At 65.0% G+C, this 16,672-nt stretch carries 16 protein-coding genes; 7 read left to right on the plus strand and 9 right to left on the minus strand.

Annotated features, from left to right (window positions below; genetic code table 11):
* Positions 1 to 75 precede the first annotated feature (75 nt).
* Genes mmsB through QUV11_RS11080 form a run of 3 tightly spaced genes read right to left on the minus strand, consistent with a single transcriptional unit; the run spans position 76 to position 2,862 of the window.
* Positions 76 to 951, minus strand: a complete 876-nt coding sequence (mmsB, locus tag QUV11_RS11070) for a 3-hydroxyisobutyrate dehydrogenase (protein WP_300882617.1) — start codon at positions 949 to 951, stop codon at positions 76 to 78.
* A complete protein-coding gene (locus QUV11_RS11075) occupies positions 948 to 1,400 on the minus strand; it encodes a VOC family protein (protein ID WP_367279857.1) in 453 nt (150 codons plus the stop codon). Before QUV11_RS11075 ends, mmsB begins: the two co-directional genes overlap by 4 nt.
* Positions 1,363 to 2,862 carry a CoA-acylating methylmalonate-semialdehyde dehydrogenase gene (locus tag QUV11_RS11080; protein ID WP_300882621.1) on the minus strand — a complete coding sequence of 500 codons (1,500 nt, stop codon included), beginning with the start codon at positions 2,860 to 2,862 and terminating at the stop codon, positions 1,363 to 1,365. The genes QUV11_RS11075 and QUV11_RS11080 overlap by 38 nt, the downstream gene beginning before the upstream one ends.
* Positions 2,863 to 3,002: 140 nt before the next feature.
* Here QUV11_RS11080 and QUV11_RS11085 point away from each other — a divergent pair, with 140 nt between their 5' ends.
* Positions 3,003 to 3,884, plus strand: coding sequence for a LysR family transcriptional regulator (locus QUV11_RS11085; RefSeq protein ID WP_300882623.1), 882 nt, complete (start codon positions 3,003 to 3,005; stop codon positions 3,882 to 3,884).
* Between the two features lie 292 nt (positions 3,885 to 4,176).
* Here the strand turns inward: QUV11_RS11085 and QUV11_RS11090 are convergent, their stop codons facing one another.
* Together QUV11_RS11090 and QUV11_RS11095 are read right to left on the minus strand one after the other, a co-directional pair.
* A complete protein-coding gene (locus QUV11_RS11090) occupies positions 4,177 to 5,298 on the minus strand; it encodes a zinc-binding dehydrogenase (protein ID WP_300882625.1) in 1,122 nt (373 codons plus the stop codon).
* A 60-nt stretch (positions 5,299 to 5,358) separates the two neighbouring features.
* A complete protein-coding gene (locus QUV11_RS11095; RefSeq protein WP_300882627.1) occupies positions 5,359 to 6,900 on the minus strand; it encodes a M20/M25/M40 family metallo-hydrolase in 1,542 nt (513 codons plus the stop codon).
* Between the two features lie 162 nt (positions 6,901 to 7,062).
* Between QUV11_RS11095 and QUV11_RS11100 the strand changes: the two genes are divergently transcribed.
* On the plus strand, positions 7,063 to 7,497 hold the full coding sequence (locus tag QUV11_RS11100; RefSeq protein WP_300882629.1) for a hypothetical protein: 435 nt from the start codon (positions 7,063 to 7,065) through the stop codon (positions 7,495 to 7,497).
* Positions 7,498 to 7,530: 33 nt separating this feature from the next.
* Here the strand turns inward: QUV11_RS11100 and QUV11_RS11105 are convergent, their stop codons facing one another.
* Entirely contained in the window at positions 7,531 to 7,809 is a 279-nt protein-coding gene (locus QUV11_RS11105; protein WP_300882631.1) for a hypothetical protein, read from the minus strand.
* A gap of 223 nt (positions 7,810 to 8,032) precedes the next feature.
* On the opposite strand from QUV11_RS11105, the gene QUV11_RS11110 reads away from it, so the two are divergent.
* Positions 8,033 to 8,356, plus strand: a complete 324-nt coding sequence (locus QUV11_RS11110) for a hypothetical protein (protein WP_300882633.1) — start codon at positions 8,033 to 8,035, stop codon at positions 8,354 to 8,356.
* Between the two features lie 27 nt (positions 8,357 to 8,383).
* Here QUV11_RS11110 and QUV11_RS11115 read toward each other — a convergent pair whose 3' ends face one another.
* Positions 8,384 to 8,977 carry a nitroreductase gene (locus QUV11_RS11115; protein WP_300882683.1) on the minus strand — a complete coding sequence of 198 codons (594 nt, stop codon included), beginning with the start codon at positions 8,975 to 8,977 and terminating at the stop codon, positions 8,384 to 8,386.
* A 151-nt stretch (positions 8,978 to 9,128) separates the two neighbouring features.
* On the opposite strand from QUV11_RS11115, the gene QUV11_RS11120 reads away from it, so the two are divergent.
* From QUV11_RS11120 to QUV11_RS11135, 4 genes are read left to right on the plus strand one after another with little or no spacing between them, the layout of a single operon-like run.
* Complete coding sequence (locus tag QUV11_RS11120) at positions 9,129 to 10,712, plus strand: peptide MFS transporter (protein ID WP_300882635.1); 1,584 nt, start codon at positions 9,129 to 9,131, stop codon at positions 10,710 to 10,712.
* Between the two features lie 43 nt (positions 10,713 to 10,755).
* On the plus strand, positions 10,756 to 12,174 hold the full coding sequence (locus QUV11_RS11125) for an amidohydrolase (protein ID WP_300882637.1): 1,419 nt from the start codon (positions 10,756 to 10,758) through the stop codon (positions 12,172 to 12,174).
* Positions 12,175 to 12,182: 8 nt separating this feature from the next.
* A complete protein-coding gene (locus QUV11_RS11130) occupies positions 12,183 to 13,490 on the plus strand; it encodes an amidohydrolase family protein (RefSeq protein WP_300882639.1) in 1,308 nt (435 codons plus the stop codon).
* A gap of 58 nt (positions 13,491 to 13,548) precedes the next feature.
* A complete protein-coding gene (locus QUV11_RS11135) occupies positions 13,549 to 14,229 on the plus strand; it encodes an NnrU family protein (protein ID WP_300882641.1) in 681 nt (226 codons plus the stop codon).
* 149 nt (positions 14,230 to 14,378) lie between these two features.
* On the opposite strand, the gene QUV11_RS11140 is transcribed toward QUV11_RS11135, so the two are convergent.
* Entirely contained in the window at positions 14,379 to 15,368 is a 990-nt protein-coding gene (locus QUV11_RS11140; protein ID WP_300882642.1) for an aldo/keto reductase, read from the minus strand.
* Positions 15,365 to 16,585 (minus strand): cation:dicarboxylase symporter family transporter, encoded by a 1,221-nt coding sequence (locus QUV11_RS11145; protein ID WP_300882645.1) that lies wholly within the window; start codon positions 16,583 to 16,585, stop codon positions 15,365 to 15,367. Before QUV11_RS11145 ends, QUV11_RS11140 begins: the two co-directional genes overlap by 4 nt.
* Between the last annotated feature and the right edge of the window lie 87 nt (positions 16,586 to 16,672).

Genomic DNA, 16,672 nt, shown 5'->3' on the forward strand with positions numbered 1-16,672 from the left:
GGGAAGGAACAGAAGGGGGCTGAGATGCACCCTCGCCATTACCCACCTCCGCTCAGGCTGAGCTGGGTGGGGCGCTCACTCCAGCGCGGTGATGATCGCGCTGAAATCGAGCCCCTGCGCGTCGGCCTCGACGAACGCGGCGTAGATCGCCTCGGCGCGCTCGCCCATCGGAACCCGTGCGCCGTTGGCCTTGGCCGCCTCGAGCGCGAGCCGCATGTCCTTGAGCATCAAGGCGGCGGCAAAGCCACCGGCATAGCCATTGTCCGCCGGGCTGCTCGGCCCGACGCCGGGGACCGGGCAATAGCTCGTCATCGACCAGCTCTGGCCCGAGGCCTTGGACGAGATGTCGTAGAAGGTCTGCAGATCGAGCCCGAGCTTTTTGGCGAGCGCAAAAGTCTCGCAGGTCGCGGCCATCGTTGCGCCCAAGAGCATGTTGTTGCAGATTTTCGCCGCCTGGCCAGCGCCATTGTCGCCCGCGTGGATCACCGCCTTGCCCATATCGGCGAGGATCGGTTCGGCGCGCGAGAAGCCGCCCGAGCTGCCGCCGACCATGAAGGTCAAGGTGCCGCCATTGGCCGCCGCGATCCCGCCCGAGACCGGGGCATCGACCGCGACCAGCCCGCGTTCCTTGGCCGCTGCTGCGACGTCGCGCGCGGTATCGACGTCGATGGTCGAGCAATCGATCAGCAGCGTCCCGTTCTTCGCCGCGCCGAACACGGTGTCGTTATAGACCGATGCGACATGCTTGCCCGCGGGCAGCATCGTGACGATGACATCGGCATCGCTCACCGCCTGCACGGGGTCGGAGACGGGCGTGCAGCCCGCTGCGCCCGCGCGCGCCAGCGCTTCGCCCGACAGGTCGAATGCAATGACCGTGTGTCCGGCCTTGGCCAGGTTCGCCGCCATGCCGCCGCCCATATTGCCCAGGCCGATAAATCCGATTGTGGTCATGCTGTTTCTCCATCGTCCGAAATCGCGTTCGTGCGCGCTTCGATCAAATCCCATCTGTTGCCATACAGGTCGGCAAACACCGCGACCCGTCCATAGGCCTCGTCGCGCGGGGCTTCAGCGAACTTTACCCCGACCGCGAGCATCCGCGCATGATCGCGGTCGAAATCGCCGGTGTGCACGAAATACGCAACCCGCCCGCCTGCCGCCTTGCCGACGGCCGCGATCTGATCAGGGGTCGCCGCGCGGGCCAGCAGCAGTTCGCCGCCATCCGCTGCGCCAACCCTGACCCAGCGCTTGCCGCCGCCCATATCGGTGTCTTCCACCACCCTCCAGTCCAGCGCTCTGACGAACCAGTCGATGGCTTCGTCATAGTCGCGGACCAGATAGGCGGTGTAGGCCAGCCGCACAGGATTACCCCATCGTCGGGATGACGAAGGCGTTGCCGCCATCGACCGCGCCGTCGGGCCAGCGCGAGGTTATCGTCTTGACCTTGGTCCAGAACTTCACGCCTTCCATGCCGTGCTGGTTGGTGTCGCCGAATGCGCTGCGCTTCCAGCCGCCGAAGGTGTGGTAGGCGACCGGCACCGGGATCGGCACGTTGATGCCGACCATGCCGACATTGACCCGCGCGGCGAACTCGCGCGCGGCGTGACCGTTGCGGGTGAAGATCGCCACGCCGTTGCCGTACTGGTGCTTGCTGGGCAGCGCGACCGCTTCCTCGAAATCGGCGGCGCGGACGATCTGCAGCACGGGGCCGAAGATCTCTTCCTTGTAGCTTTCCATCTCGGTGGTGACGTGATCGAACAAAGTCGGGCCGACGAAGAAGCCGTTCTCATGGCCCTGCAGCGCGAAGCCGCGGCCATCGACGACCAGCTCTGCGCCCTCATCGATACAGGTCTGGATCCAGCCTTCGACCTTGGCCTTGTGCGCGGCGGTGACCACCGGGCCGTAATCGGCTTCGGGATCGGACGAGACGCCGAGGCGGAGCTTTTCGATCGCGGGGATCAGCTTGGCGCGCAGACGCTCGGCGGTCTCGTTGCCGACGGGGACGACAACCGGCAGCGCCATGCAGCGTTCGCCCGCCGAGCCGAAGGCCGCGCCGGCGAGATCCTTGACCACCTGGTCGAGGTCGGCGTCGGGCATGACGATGCCGTGGTTCTTCGCGCCGCCCATCGCTTGCACCCGCTTGCCTGCAGCGACACCGCGCTGGTACAGGTAATGCGCGACATCGGACGATCCGACGAACGAGACGCCGGCAATCGCAGGGTGATCGAGGATCGCGTCGACCATTTCCTTGTCGCCGTGGACGACCTGCAGGATGCCATCGGGCAGGCCGGCTTCGCTCATCAGTTCGGCAAGCCGCACCGGCACAGAAGGATCACGCTCGGAGGGCTTGAGGATGAAGGCGTTGCCGGTGGCGATCGCGGGGCCGAACATCCACATCGGGATCATCCCGGGGAAGTTGAACGGGGTGATGCCCGCACCGATGCCGATCGGCAGCCGCATCGAATAGACGTCGATGCCGGGGCCCGCGCCATGGGTGTATTCGCCCTTCGAGGCGTGCGGGATGCCGCAGCAGAATTCGATGACTTCGAGCCCACGCTGGATATCGCCCTTGGCGTCGGCGTGGACCTTGCCGTGCTCGCTGGAAAGCAGCGCGGCGAGCTCGTCGATATGCGCTTCGACCAGGGTCTTGAAGTTGAACATCACGCGGCTGCGGCGCTGCGGGTTGGTCGCGGCCCAGGCGGGCTGCGCGGCGAGCGCAGCATCGACCGCGGCGTCGAGAACGGCCTTGTTGCCGAGGTCGACCTTGGCCTGCACGGTGCCGCTGTTGGGATCGAAGATGTCGGACTGGCGGGGGCTGGCGGGGACGGTGGTGCCGCCTGCCAGGCGGTGGGTTACGGTGCGCATGATCGCTCTCCTAAAGGTGCTTGTCGCTTGGTCACCGCATTAGCCTCTGGCATAACTGCAAGCAATTGCGTAAAAACATCACAACAGGCTGCATAAATACAATAGTCGGAGAGCGGGTACCTTATGAACTGGCCAGCATCATGAACTGGGATGATCTGCGCATCTTCCTGATGCTCGCGCGCGCCGGATCGGTGGCGGAAGCCGCGCGTCGGCTCGAGATCGACCCGACCACGGTCGCGCGCCGGTTGGCGCGGCTGTCGTCCGATCTGCAATCGACGCTGTTCGAGGCGGGCGGCAAGGGCATCACGCTTACCGAACATGGCCGCAAGCTGCTGCATTATGCCGAGGGTGCTGAGCAATCCTTGGTCGATGCGCGCACCGAGCTGACCGGCGAGCAGACGGTGTTTGCCGGCACGATCCGGGTGAGCGTCGCCGAGGGCTTTGCCGCGTGGATCATCGCGCGCAACCTCGCCGATTTCCACCGCCGCCATCCCGCGATACGCATCGAACTGGTTGCCACCAACGGTTTCCTCAATCCTTCCAAGCGCGAGGCGGACCTGGCGATCATGCTCTCGCGCCCCACCGCCGGGCCGCTCAAGGTGCGCAAGCTGGTCGACTATCAGCTCGGCGTCTATGCCGAGCGCGACTATCTCGCCGCCGCCGGGCCCATTGCCTCGGTCGACGACCTGCGCGGCCACCCGCTGATCGGCTATATCCCCGATTTCATCTATGCCGACGAGCTGCGCTATCTCGACGAGATCGGCCCCGGGCTCGAACCGGTGCTGACCAGCTCGAGCATCAACGTGCAGCACAGCCTGATCGCGAGCGGGGCAGGGGTGGGGATCCTGCCGTGCTTCATGGGCGAGCAGAATGCGCGGCTGGAGCGGGTGCTGGCCGACAGCGTGACCATCCACCGCAGCTTCTGGCTGGTGGTCCACCGCGACATGCGCAAGCTGGCGAGGGTGGATGCGTTTATCGGCTGGCTGGATGATGTCGCGCGCAAGATCGCGCCGGGCGAGTAAGGCCGCTTGCTCTCTCCCCTTAAGGGGAGAGATACGAAGTCTTGCCAGCTTTGCTGGCTAGGCGAAGTTGAGAGGGGCCAGCGGCAACGCATCCCCCTCTCCCCCCGCCGCCTGACGGCGTCTCCTCCCTCTCCCCTGAAGGGGAGAGGGCCTTTGGGCAGACCCCGCACCACCCCCGCTCATCCTGAGCAGCGGGCGCAGCCCGCGAAGTCGAAGGACCCGCGCCCACGCTGGCCGAATAGCGGGGCCTTCGACAGGCTCAGGCTGAGCGGAGGTGGGTGGGGAAACTCGCTCAAGGCACCACCACCTGCCTAATCGCCGTCCCACCCGCCAGTTCATCGAACAGCGCGTTGATCTCCGACAGCGGGCTCACCGAGCTCAGCAGTTTCTCCACCGGCATCCGTCCGGCGCGCCACAGGGCGATGTAGCGGGGGATGTCGCGCGAGGGGATGGCGTTGCCCATATAGCTGCCCATCAGCGTCTTGCCGTCGCCGACCAGCGAGACCGCGGGGATCGAGAGCATGTCGGCGGGGTTGGGCAGGCCGACGGTGACGATCCGCCCGCCGCGCCGCGCCAGCCCGTAGGCCTTGGCCAGCACCGCCGCCTTGCCGACGGTCTCGATCACCAGATCGGGCTTGCGGCCGAGCACCGCGATCACCGCGTCCTCGCCGTCCTCGGGCGGCACGGCGGCGAGCGCGCCGAGTTCCATCGCCAGCGCGCGCTTGGCGGGGACGGGGTCGATCGCGATCACCGGATGCGCGCCGCCCGCGATCGCCGCCATCAGCGCGGCGAGGCCGACGCCGCCCAGGCCATAGACCACCACGCTTTCGCCCGCGCGCAGGTTTCCGCCATTGAGCACCGCGCCCGCGCCGGTCAGCACCGCGCAGCCGAACAAAGCTGCGATCTCCACCGGAATGTCGCCATCGATCTTCACCGCCGAGCGCCGGTCGACCACCGCGTGCGTCGCGAAGGCCGACGAGCCCAGATGATGCTGCACCGGATGCCCGTTCTCGGACAGCCGCCGCTCGCCGCCGAGCAAGGTGCCCGCGCCGTTCGCTGCTGCGCCGTTGCCGCAGAGGTATCCCTCACCCGAATGGCAGCTGGGGCAGTATCCGCACAACGGCAAAAAGCTCAGCACCACCCGGTCGCCGGGGGCGAAATGCTTGGCGGCGATGTCGCCCAGCTCGAGCACCGTCGCCACCGCCTCATGCCCCAGAGCCATTGGCATCGGGCGCGGGCGGTCGCCGTTGATAACCGAGAGGTCGCTGTGGCACAGCCCCGCCGCCTCGATCTTGACCAGCATCTCGTCCGCACCCGGCGGGGCGAGGTCGATTTGCGCGAGCCGCAAGGGGCGGGTGTCGGCGAACGGCCCGGTGTGGCCGATGCTATCGAGGATGGCGGCGGTGATTTTCATGCGCGCCGTCATGCAGCGGCAGGCGCGCGGCTGCAAGCGCCACGCGCCGTCCGCAACCGCCTAGCGGACAGCCGCCATCTGGTAGAGCATCTCGACAAAGCCCATCGTCGCATCGGTGATCCCGGCAACCTTGGGGTTGGTTGAGTCCACCACGAAATATTCGTCGGGGGCATGCGCGCCGCTGCCATGGCCGATGCCGAAATGGCCTGCGGGGATGCTGACCGGCGGGGCGGTGAAAACTGCCCCCGGCCAGGATCCGGCCAGCCGCGGGTTGAGGTTGGCCTTCACCCCCATCCTGGCATACGCCGCCATTTCCGCCTTGATCAGCAGGCTGTCCTCGGCGACCTCGGTGGGGTCGTACCCGCCCGAGACGTTGGCCTCGACATCGGTGAAGCCTTGTCTGTCGAGATGCGCGCGGAGCTTGGCCTCGGCCTCGGCGCGGGTCTGGTTGGGGACCAGCCGGAAATCGAGCTTGGCGACGGCCTTGCCCGGCAGCACGGTCTTGCCGCCGGGACCGGTATAGCCCGCGACCAGCCCCTCGATGTTCGCAGTCGGCTCCTGCGCCAGCCGGACCAAAGCCTGGTCGAGCGGCAGGTCGTCGATCCAGTGGGTGACGCCGAACGACGCCTTCATCTGCGCCTCGTCCATGCCCTTGGCGGCCTCGGCGATCAGCGCCTTTTCGCGCGCCGTCAAAGGCCGCACGTTATCCGACCAGCCGCCGATGACGACATTGTTGCCATCTGCCGAGACCAGGGTCTGCAACGCCTGCACCAGCCGCCATGTCGGCGAATCGATCATCGCCTTGTAGCTCGAGTGGACATCGCCCTTGGGCCCGCGGCCCCATTTTTCACCGCTGGCGATCAGCTCGAGTTCGATGATCCCCTTCGAGCCTAGGTTGACCTGCACCTCGCCATTCGCGCCCTGCCAGCACGCGGGGATAAAAATGCCCTCGCACCGCTTCAACGCGGCCAGCACGTTGGGCCGGGTGGCGATCTGCTTGAAATTGGGCGACCCGATCTCTTCCTCGCCCTCGGCCAGCAGCACGATGTTCACCGGAAGCTTGACGCCCGCGTCTTTCATCGCGTGCAGCGCGGCGAGGAAGGTCGCCTGCGGACCTTTCTGGTTGATCGCGCCGCGCCCGACGATCGCCTTGCCCCAGCCGGGCTTGTCGACGATCCGTGCTTCGAGCGGCGGCGAGGACCATTCGGCGGGATCGAACTGCTTGACGTCGTACATGAAGTAGATGCCCAGCGTCCGCTTCGCGCCGACGTCGATCGTGCCGAAGACGCCGGGATGGCCGTCCGACGGCACGGTCTCGACCCCGGCGAACCCTGCGGCTTGCATGAGCTCGGCCATATAGGCCGCGCCTTCGGGCATATTGAGGTTTTCCGCCGCGATCGAGGGGAGGGCGATCCAATCCTGGATGCGCTTGATATCGGCCCCACGGTTCGCTTGCGCCGCCTTGCGGATCCGCGCGATGTCACCGTCGGCTGCCAGCGCGGATCCGCCGCCGCCAGCAGTCAGCGCCAGACCGCCCCCGACCAGCGCCGCCGAGCGCAAGAAGGCGCGGCGCTCAGGCGCCGGAGGTGTGTCCATGGTCATGCTGGCTGCTCCCCTGATCCTTATCTGCTGCCAACGATGACGCAATGGATAGGGGCGGGCAAGTCATTAACCCCTTGGAAACCCTAAATCGCCTAGCGACGCTCTAAATGTAAAATCGACCTGACGCCTTTTACCCCGCACACAAGGACAACGGCTCCCGCCATGGCATTTCAGCTTTTTTCGGAACAGCATCAGGCGTTGGATGATGTCGCGCGGGCGATACTGGCGCACGTCTCCGGACTCACGGACGGTAAGTCCGTCGCCGGGACGGATCCGCTACCGGCGCTGCGGCTCGCCTTTTCGCGCACTGTGGCGGCGCACTGTTCGGCCGAGATCGATTATCTGCGCGAGCATGTCAAAAGCCATCCGCAGGTCGCAATCGACCGGGCTGATCTGATCCGGCGCTTTCACGACGAACTGCTTGCCTGGCGCGCAGCTCTGATGGAATTGAACGCGCATTGGCCGGCCAAGCGGGTCGCGCAAAACCCCGATGATTTCCTGGCAGTGTTTGCACCTCTGGCGGAAGACCTGTTTGCGCGCTTGCGTTGGGAAGAGCAGGAGTTCTATCCCAAGGTGCTGGGGCGCGGCATAGCATAACAACCGGCGGCAGCGCCGCCCGTCGCCGACGGTTTACTCCGCCCAGGCAGTGCGGCTGCGGGTGACCCGGAACATCGGCTGCATCGGCTGGGCGGCGACGTTGGCCAGCGGGATCGCGGTCTCGCAGGTTGCGCATTCGGCGCTCATCCGTCCGACATGCCAGCTCTTGCCGCCACAACCGGGGCAGTGGTTGGTGTCACCCAAATGGTAAAGCGGCATGAAGCCGCGGCCCGCAATACGATGGGCGAAGCTGTGTCCAGCCGCCAGAGTCTGGCGGGGGGCAACCGCGAGCCGGGAAAAGTGCATCGTCATGTCCTGCTTCCTCCAATCCATGCCGCTAAATACGCACGAGGGCCGAAACGGTTTCCTTCAGCGACGAGGCGATTGTCGCATACTCTGGTGGTCGCGCTGTGATGGCGTGCATATCCTGTCTGGTACCGCCAGAAACAACCTGGCCCGGCACGCATGAACCAGCGTTCGTGTTCTTGAACGGGGCGTGCTATCGTGCGCTCGTCCGTTCGCCGGGGTCAGCGCGATGATGCGCGAACCTGCGTCCGCCGCCTCCTTCCTGCAGTCGACGGTCAATGCCAGGGAGGGCCATGTCGTGCGCGTCACCGAGAAATTCTGCCGCGAGCAGGAAAGCCTGCAGATCGCCAAGGCGGCGGCCGAGCCGCTGAAAAACCGGCAAGGCATCGCGCTTGCTGCGGCCAAGGCCTGGGACGTTGCGGCACAGCTTGCCCACAAGCAGGAATCGAAGCTCGAGCCGCTCGACAAGCTCGACGCGGCAATCACCCAGGAATTTGCAGCCGAGGAGGCTGCGGGCTATCAGGACGAGGACGAGCTCGAAGAGCCTGCCTGACCCCGCGAAGCCGCATGGCTGCGCCCGTCAGCGCGCCACGGCATTCCACTCGCTGAACACCGCGTCGATTTCTGGCCTCGGGCGTTCCTCGAGCGGCTGGCTGGCCGTGCCGATGAACACGAAGCCTGCGATCTGTTCGCCCGCAGCGCCGAAATGGTCGCGTACGGAATCGCTGTAGCTCGGCCAGCCGGTGATCCAGCCCCCGACAAACCCTTGCGCATGGATCGCGTGCAGCAGGTTCATGACGAACGCACCGGCCGAAAGCTGCTGCTCCCAAAGCGGGATCTTGCTGGATTCGCGCGGCGAATAGAGCACCACCAGCAATTCGGGCGCCTGCCGCGCGAACGTCTCCATCGCCTCGATCTCCAGCCTCCCGGCCTCGGGCTTTTCGGAGCGATAGGCATCGACCAGAACCCTGGCAAGCGCATCGCGCTGGTCGCTGGCGATGTGCACCACGCGCCAGGGGTTCAATTTGCCATGATCGGGTGTGCGCGTGGCGATGGCGACGATGTCGCGCAGCTGTGCAGCGTCGGGGCCTGGGGCGACCATGTCCCGCGGGCGGCCCGATCGGCGGCTGGCGAGATAGGCAGGCAGCGAGGAAAGGTCGTTGAACTGGGTCACGTCGGGCTCCGGTGAGCGGCTGGAAAACGAGAAGGCGGTATCAACTGCAACAAGGCGCTTCACAGCCGCGCATTTTTCTCTAGGTTGGCGCGCATGCTATGGCGCGCCCGGGGACAGGCCGCCATTATAAAATCGACGGGAGCAATCGAATATGGCCAGCGGATATGCCGTTAGTGGCGATTCCAAAGGCACGTTTCTCGGCCATCCAAAGGGCCTGTACGTGCTGTTCTTCGCAGAAATGTGGGAACGCTTTTCCTATTACGGCATGCGCGCGCTGCTGATTTTTTACCTGACCAAGCACTGGCTGTTCTCGGACGAGCAATCGGGCGTCATCTACGGCGCGTATACCGCTCTGGTCTATATCACCCCGGTGCTGGGCGGATATTTGGCCGACCGATATCTGGGGCAGCGCAAGGCGGTGACCTTTGGCGCTGTGCTGCTCACCTTCGGTCATTTCCTGATGGGATTTGAAGGAACGGGTGGACAGAATACCACCTCGCTGACCATATTCTGGCTGGCATTGGCTTTCATCATCGTTGGCTCAGGCTTCCTGAAGGCCAATATCTCGGTGATCGTCGGTCAGCTGTATCCGCGCACCGATGTGCGCCGCGATGGCGCCTACACCATCTTCTATATGGGCATTAACCTCGGCGCGTTCCTGGGGTCGCTGGCATGCGGCTATCTGGGTGAAACCTATGGCTGGTCCTACGGCTTTGGCGCGGCGGGTGTCGGCATGCTGCTGGGTCTGGTGGTGTTCACTCTGGGCAAGCCGTTGCTCTGCGGCCGCGGGGAATCGCCCGATCCGGTGGCGCTCGCCGCACCCGTGATGGGCATCAAGAAAGAATGGCTGATCTATGCCGTCGGTGTCGGCGCTGTGCTCGGCATCTGGGCACTGATCCAGTATCAGTCGGTCGTCGGCTGGTTGCTGCTGGTCTCGGGCATCGTATTGGTCGGCTATGTGCTGATAACCGCGGTCACCAAGCTCGACCGCGAAGACCGTGACCGGATTTTCGCGGCGATGTTCCTCATCCTCGGTTCGATCCTGTTCTGGGCCCTGTTCGAACAGGCAGGCTCTTCGCTCAACCTGTATACCGATCGCTATGTCGATCGCGGCGGCGTGCCCGCCTCGGTGTTCCAGTCGGTCAACGCCATGTATATCGTGCTGCTGGCGCCGTTCTTTGCAGGCATCTGGACCTGGCTCGGACGCCGGGGGCTCGAACCCTCCGCGCCTGCCAAGTTCGGTCTGGCGATGGTCCAGTTGGGCGCCGGGTTCCTGGTGCTGGTGGCTGGGGCTGCGGCAACCGGCGCGGGCGTACCGACCCCGGTGCTGTTCATCTTCCTGATCTATCTGCTCCACACCACCGGCGAATTGTGCCTGTCGCCGGTCGGCCTCAGCGCGATGAATCGCTTGGCGCCGGCGCACATGGCATCGCTGATCATGGGCACCTGGTTTTTCGCGTCGGCGTCGGGTAACTTTGTTGCCGGTCTGATCGCTGCGGCGACAGGTTCGGAAGCGGCGAGCGGCGAAGGCGCAGGTCAGCAGACGGTTCTTGATGTGTATTCCAACATCGGCTGGATCGCGATCGGCGTGGGCGTAGCGGTGGTTCTGATCTCCCCACTGATCAAGAAGCTGATGCACCTCGATACCCTCAAGGATGTCGAGCCGCTGGCGGGAGAGGCGGAACTCGCCGAGAATCAGGCGGCGGGCATACACCCAGCAACGCGTGGCGTTTGAGCCATCAACAACACATCGATAAATCTGCGACAGGGAAGAACATATGAAATACGGGTTCACCGCGCCACTGGCGGCCATATTGGTCGTCGGATGTGCCAATACGACGAGCGCCGAGGGGCCATCGGGTGCAAGCAACAATGCGCCCAAGACGGCGAAGGTCAGCTTCGATGAGAACCCGTATCCCAGCACCTACAAGCCCTATGGCGGCGCGCCCACTGCGATCCGCAACGTCACCATCTTTGATGGCGAAGGCGGGCAGATCGACAATGGCGTGGTGTTCTTCTCCGATGGCAAGATCACGGCGGTCGGCGACGCGAACATGGCCATCCCTGCCGATGTGACGGTGATCGACGGTACCGGCAAGTTCGTCACGCCGGGCATCATCGACATCCACAGTCACCTGGGGGATTATCCCTCGCCGGGCGTGTCTGCTCATGCCGATGGTAACGAGGTGACCGGCCCGGTGACTGCGGATGTCTGGGCGGAACACAGCGTCTGGCCGCAGGATCCCGGTTTCAGCCGGGCCATGGCCAATGGCGGCGTCACCAGCCTGCAGGTTCTTCCGGGCTCAGCCAATCTGTTCGGTGGCCGGTCGGTTACCCTCAAGAACGTGCCCGGTCGCACCATGCAGTCGATGAAGTTCCCCGGCGCGCCCTATGGCCTCAAGATGGCGTGCGGCGAGAATCCCAAGCGCGTCTATGGCAGCCGCAATCAGAAGCCTGGCAGCCGCATGGGCAATCTGGCGATGAACCGCCAGACCTGGGCGCGTGCCGCCGAATACAAGGCACGTTGGGACGAATATGAGAAGAAGGGCGGCACGCCGCCCACCCGCGACATCGGCATGGATACGCTGAAGGGCGCGCTGGAAGGCAAGATCCAGATTCACAACCACTGCTACCGCGCCGACGAAATGGCGATCGTGATCGATATGGCCAAGGAGTTCGGCTATACCGTCTCTACCTTCCACCATGCCGTGGAGGCCTACAAGATCGCCGATCTGCTCAAGGAAAACAGCATCTGCTCGGCGGTTTGGGCGGACTGGTGGGGTTTCAAGATGGAATCCTATGACGGCATTCCCGAAAATGCCGCGATCATCCAGAACACCGGCGCGTGCACGATCATCCATTCGGACGATCAGGACCAGATCCAGCGACTGAACCAGGAAGCCGCCAAGGCGCAGGGCGATGGCAGGCGGATGGGTTTCACGATCAGCGATGCCACCGCGATCAGCTGGCTGACCTACAACCCGGCCAGGGCAATGGGCATCGCCGACCAGACCGGCAGCCTGAAGCCCGGCAAGATGGCGGATGTCGTCTTGTGGAATGCCAACCCGCTGTCGGTCTACGCGCGGCCTGAAAAGGTCTGGATCGATGGCGCCATGCTATACGATTTCAACGATCCCACGCGCCGTCCGGTGAGCGATTTCGAGCTGGGCCAGCCGGGTGAGGGAGACACGAAATGAGCCGCAACATGAAAAAGGCGCTTTTGTTCGTCTCCACCGCCGCAGCGCTGTTTGCATCTCCGGTTGCCGCGCAGACCATTGCGATCACCGGCGGCAAGGTCGTCATCGGCGATGGCAGCGCGCCGATCGAGGGCGGTACCGTCGTGGTGCGTGACGGCAAGATCGTCGCGGCAGGTTCGGGCGTCGCCATTCCCGCCGGCGCGCAAGTGGTCGATGCGACAGGCAGGTGGGTAACGCCCGGTCTGTTCGCGGGCTTCAGCCGCATCGGTCTGGTCGAGGTCGAGGCGGTGCGCGAGACCAACGACAGCAGCGCCAGCAGCGGCGACTTCTCGGCAGCAATCGACGTCGCCCCCGCGATCAATCCCAAGGTGACGCCCATCGCAGTCAATCGTGCGGCAGGCATCACGCGGGCGGTGGTGGCACCGCAGGCGCCAGCCTCGATCTTCGCAGGCATGGGCGCTCTGATCGATCTGGGCGATGACTATGACGCCGTGACCAAGGCACGCGCATTCCAGTTCGTGGAGCTTGGCGAGACCGGTTCGTCCAAGGCGGGCGGCAGCCGGGCTTCGGCGTTTCTGGAGTTCCGCAATGGCCTGATCGAGGCGCAGGAATACGCACGCAGCCAGCGGCCGATGCAGATGCGCCCGCACGACGCGCTGCTCACCCGGCAGGATGCCGCGGCGTTGTTGCCGGTGGTCAACGGCGAGATTCACCTGCTGGTGCATGTCGAGCGTGCCGCGGACATCCTCAACGTGATCAAACTGCGCCAGGAGTTTCCGGCGCTCAAACTGGTCTTGGTGGGCGTTTCGGAAGGCTGGATGGTTGCGCGTCAGATCGCAGCGGCCAATGTGCCGGTGATCGCCTCGGCGCTGAACGATCTGCCGTCGGACTTCGAGAAGACCGCCGCCACCCAGTCGAACATCGGCCGGATGAAGCGCGCCGGCGTGACCGTCGCGATCGGCATGATCAACGACAGCGATGCGCACAAACTGCATTACTCGCCGCAATATGCCGGCAATCTGGTGGCGCTGCAGCGGGTGCCGGGGGCAACGGGACTGACCTGGGATGAGGCTTTCGCCTCGATTTCATCGGGTCCGGCGCAGGCGCTCGGAGTCGACGGGATGCTCGGCAGCCTGAGGCCTGGCCGTCAGGGCGATGTCGTGATCTGGGATGGCGATCCGCTCGAATTGGCCTCGGCTCCCGTCGCGGTGATGATCGATGGCGTCCAGCAGCCGCTCGACAACCGCCAGTCCAAGTTGCGCGAACGCTATCGCACCCCGCAGGAAGGGGCTTTGCCAAAGGCCTATGAGCGGTAATATGGTGGCAATGCGGACTCGCTGACACACGGCGTCCGTCGGGCAGGGGGAAGCGTCTATGCAGGGCTATGCGATGCTGTTGGCGGGCGCGGTCGGGTTTGTCGGCAGCCATTTTGCCATGTCGCACCCCCTGCGCGCGCCGATGGTGGCTCGGCTCGGCGACAAGGGCTTCCAGCTCGTTTACACGCTGGTCTCGTTCGTTACGCTGTTCCTGATGGTGCAGGGCTTCCAGCGCGCTCCGGTGGCCCAGCCGTTCTGGCCTGCGGGCGACGGGGTCTGGGCTGTCAGCACGGTGCTGATGCTGGTCGCGTCGATCCTGTTTGCAGGATCGCTGATCGGCAATCCTGCGCTTCCGGTGCCGGAGGCCGCCGCCAAGAAGATTGCGGTCAAGGATCCGGCCGGGGTCTTCCGTATCACCCGCCACCCGATGATGTGGAGTTTCGCGCTCTGGGGCGTCAGCCACATTCTGGTCGCGCCCCGCATCGACAGCTTCATCCTGTGCGGCGCTATCATCGTGCTGGCCCTGGTCGGATCACGGATGCAGGACCGCAAGAAGTTCATCCTGATGGGGGATGCCTGGCTGCACTGGCAATCGCACACCAGCTTCGTGCCGTTTGGCCGCGGGTTTGCGTTTCCCGGCTGGATCGCGCTGATCGGCGGCGTGGCCTTCTGGATCGCGGGCCAGTGGGCGCATCAGCCTCTGGGCGCGGGCGTGGCCGGTGTGTTTCGCTGGTGGTGAACCGATCGGAGCATTCTGGCTCATCGTAGCTGCAGCCAATGTCGGTCCCCCGCGCAGGCGGGGGCCCATCTCCGGACCGTTCCGCCCAGTGCCCGCTTAGAAGATGGGTTCCTGCCTTCGCAGGAAACCGGGATGCGCCATAGGGGTGTTTAGATCCGCACCATCTTCATCGCCACCTCGCCATAGCGGTCGCCGGCCGTGCCATCCCTGGGCGCGGCGGCATCGAGCGCGTCGAGATCGGCGCTGGTCAGTTTCACCGTCACCGCCGCCATCGAATCCTCCAGCGTCGCTCGGCGCTTGGATCCGGGGATCGGCACCACGTCTTCACCCTGCGCCAGCAGCCAGGCGAGCGCGATCTGCGCGGGCGACACGCTGTGCGCGGCGGCGATCGTCTTGACGGCATCGACAATGGCCATGTTGCTGGCAAAATTCTCTTCCGAATAGCGCGGATCGTTAAGCCGGTAATCGCCTGCGGGCAGGTCGGAGCGCTTGGCAAACTGTCCGGTGAGAAAGCCGCGTCCCAGCGGGCTGTAGGGCACGAAACCGATGCCCAGATCCTGGCACAAAGGCAGGATCTCGTTCTCGACCCCGCGTTCCCACAGCGAATATTCGGATTGCAGCGCGGCGATCGGATGGGTGGCGTGGGCGCGGCGGATATTGTCTGCGCCGGCTTCGGAGAGGCCCAGAAACCGCACCTTGCCCTCTTCCACCAGCCGCGCCATTGCACCGACGGTCTCCTCGATCGGCACATCGGGGTCGACGCGGTGCTGGTAATACAGGTCGATGGTGTCGACGCCCAGCCGCCGGAGCGAGCCCTCGCACGCGCGTCGGATATTGCCGGGTGACGAATCGACGCCAGCGATCTTGCCATCTTCGATCCGGAAACCGAATTTGGTTGCGATGACCAGCCGTTCGCGGCGACCGCGGATCGCCTGACCGAGCAGCTCCTCGTTGACATAAGGGCCATAGACTTCGGCGGTGTCGAAGAAGGTCACGCCCAGTTCCATGGCGCGTTCGAGCGTCGCGATCGACTCGCGATGGTCGGCCTTGCCGTACATATTGTCGCCGATCCCGGCCATGGGCATGCAGCCCAGGCCCAGTGCGGAAACCTCGAGCCCGCCGAGCTTGCGATAGATCATTGCGTATCTCCTTCGGCGCGGGCGATCGTCGTCGTCACCGCCATGTCCATCGTTACGTTGCCCAGCGTGCGCATGATATCGGGAAACACCTCGATCGCCAACAACAGCGCCAGCGGTTCGATCGGCACGCCCATCGCAAAACAGATCGGCGCGATGGCGCTGATAAAGCTGATCGATCCTGGCAGGGATACCGATCCCATCGTCGTGATCGCAGCCGCAGCCAGTCCCGCAGCCAACGCGACCGGGCCCAATTCGATCCCCATCAGATGGGCGACGTAGATTGCGACCGCCATGTTCATGGCGGGACCTGTCGCACGAAACAGCGCAACCGCGATCGGCAGCACGACATCGGCGGTGCGCTCGCCCACGCCCAGGCTGCGCACGCCGGTCAGCATCGTGGGAAGCGACGCGAGCGAGGATTGTGTCGAGATCGCCACCGCTTGCGCGGGGATCGATGCGCGCAGGAACGCGGGTGGACTGATCCTGCCACCCAGCGCAGCAATCGCGAATGCGGCGAACCACAATACCGATCCGACGCTGACCACGATCAGCACGTAATGGCCGAGGGCGCCAAAGGCTGCGCCACCAGCGCGTGAACCCACCACCAGTCCGAGCGCGAACACCCCGATCGGCGCGAGCGCGAGGACCCAGCCGATCAGGATGATCATCGCATCACCGGTTGCGCCGAAAAAGCCCTGCACCGGCATACGGCGCTCGGCGGGCAGGCGGGTCAACGCGAAGGCGAACGCCAGCGTGAAGATGATCAGCGGCAGGATGGCGTCATTGGCCGCGGCAGCAACGGGGTTGGTGGGTATCAGCGCCCGCAGGAATTCGGTGAACGGCGGAATATCGCCGGTCGGCTGCGCGCCCGACAGCGCCGCTTGCAACGCGGTGCGTGCCGCCTCGGGCAACGGGAACGCGCCGAGAAGGGCAGGCGTCACCACCGTCGCCATCGCCGCCGATGCCCAGAGCAGCACAACCATCGTGACGATCGCGCGGACGGTCAGACGCCCAGCGCTCGCCATTTCAGCTGTGCGCAGGATGCCGGTGATCAGCAGCGCAACAACCAAGGGTATGACGGTCATCTGCAAGCCGCGCAACCAAAGCGATCCGATGACGTCGGAGGCATCGACCACGCCGGGCGCGTCGTTGCCGATTGCGATCCCGATCGAGATGCCGATGATGAGGGCCCCCAGCACCAGCAGTGTTTTCAGCATTCGGACGTCCCCGTCATTCTTCCATCCTGCCCATGGCGGGAATGATTTTGCATGTTTCTTTACGCCGATGTGCAACCATAGGTAGAT

The sequence above is a fragment of the Blastomonas sp. genome, from assembly GCF_030373265.1.
Classification (GTDB): Bacteria; Pseudomonadota; Alphaproteobacteria; order Sphingomonadales; family Sphingomonadaceae; genus Blastomonas.

Bases quoted from the DNA above. Each gene is read 5' to 3' on its own strand.
- mmsB (WP_300882617.1), bottom strand. From the start codon at position 951: ATGACCACAATCGGATTTATCGGCCTGGGCAATATGGGCGGCGGCATG.
- QUV11_RS11075 (WP_367279857.1), bottom strand. From the start codon at position 1,400: ATGGCGGCAACGCCTTCGTCATCCCGACGATGGGGTAATCCTGTGCGG.
- QUV11_RS11080 (WP_300882621.1), bottom strand. From the start codon at position 2,862: ATGCGCACCGTAACCCACCGCCTGGCAGGCGGCACCACCGTCCCCGCC.
- QUV11_RS11085 (WP_300882623.1), top strand. From the start codon at position 3,003: ATGAACTGGGATGATCTGCGCATCTTCCTGATGCTCGCGCGCGCCGGA.
- QUV11_RS11090 (WP_300882625.1), bottom strand. From the start codon at position 5,298: ATGAAAATCACCGCCGCCATCCTCGATAGCATCGGCCACACCGGGCCG.
- QUV11_RS11095 (WP_300882627.1), bottom strand. From the start codon at position 6,900: ATGACCATGGACACACCTCCGGCGCCTGAGCGCCGCGCCTTCTTGCGC.
- QUV11_RS11100 (WP_300882629.1), top strand. From the start codon at position 7,063: ATGGCATTTCAGCTTTTTTCGGAACAGCATCAGGCGTTGGATGATGTC.
- QUV11_RS11105 (WP_300882631.1), bottom strand. From the start codon at position 7,809: ATGACGATGCACTTTTCCCGGCTCGCGGTTGCCCCCCGCCAGACTCTG.
- QUV11_RS11110 (WP_300882633.1), top strand. From the start codon at position 8,033: ATGATGCGCGAACCTGCGTCCGCCGCCTCCTTCCTGCAGTCGACGGTC.
- QUV11_RS11120 (WP_300882635.1), top strand. From the start codon at position 9,129: ATGGCCAGCGGATATGCCGTTAGTGGCGATTCCAAAGGCACGTTTCTC.
- QUV11_RS11125 (WP_300882637.1), top strand. From the start codon at position 10,756: ATGAAATACGGGTTCACCGCGCCACTGGCGGCCATATTGGTCGTCGGA.
- QUV11_RS11130 (WP_300882639.1), top strand. From the start codon at position 12,183: ATGAAAAAGGCGCTTTTGTTCGTCTCCACCGCCGCAGCGCTGTTTGCA.
- QUV11_RS11135 (WP_300882641.1), top strand. From the start codon at position 13,549: ATGCAGGGCTATGCGATGCTGTTGGCGGGCGCGGTCGGGTTTGTCGGC.
- QUV11_RS11140 (WP_300882642.1), bottom strand. From the start codon at position 15,368: ATGATCTATCGCAAGCTCGGCGGGCTCGAGGTTTCCGCACTGGGCCTG.
- QUV11_RS11145 (WP_300882645.1), bottom strand. From the start codon at position 16,585: ATGCTGAAAACACTGCTGGTGCTGGGGGCCCTCATCATCGGCATCTCG.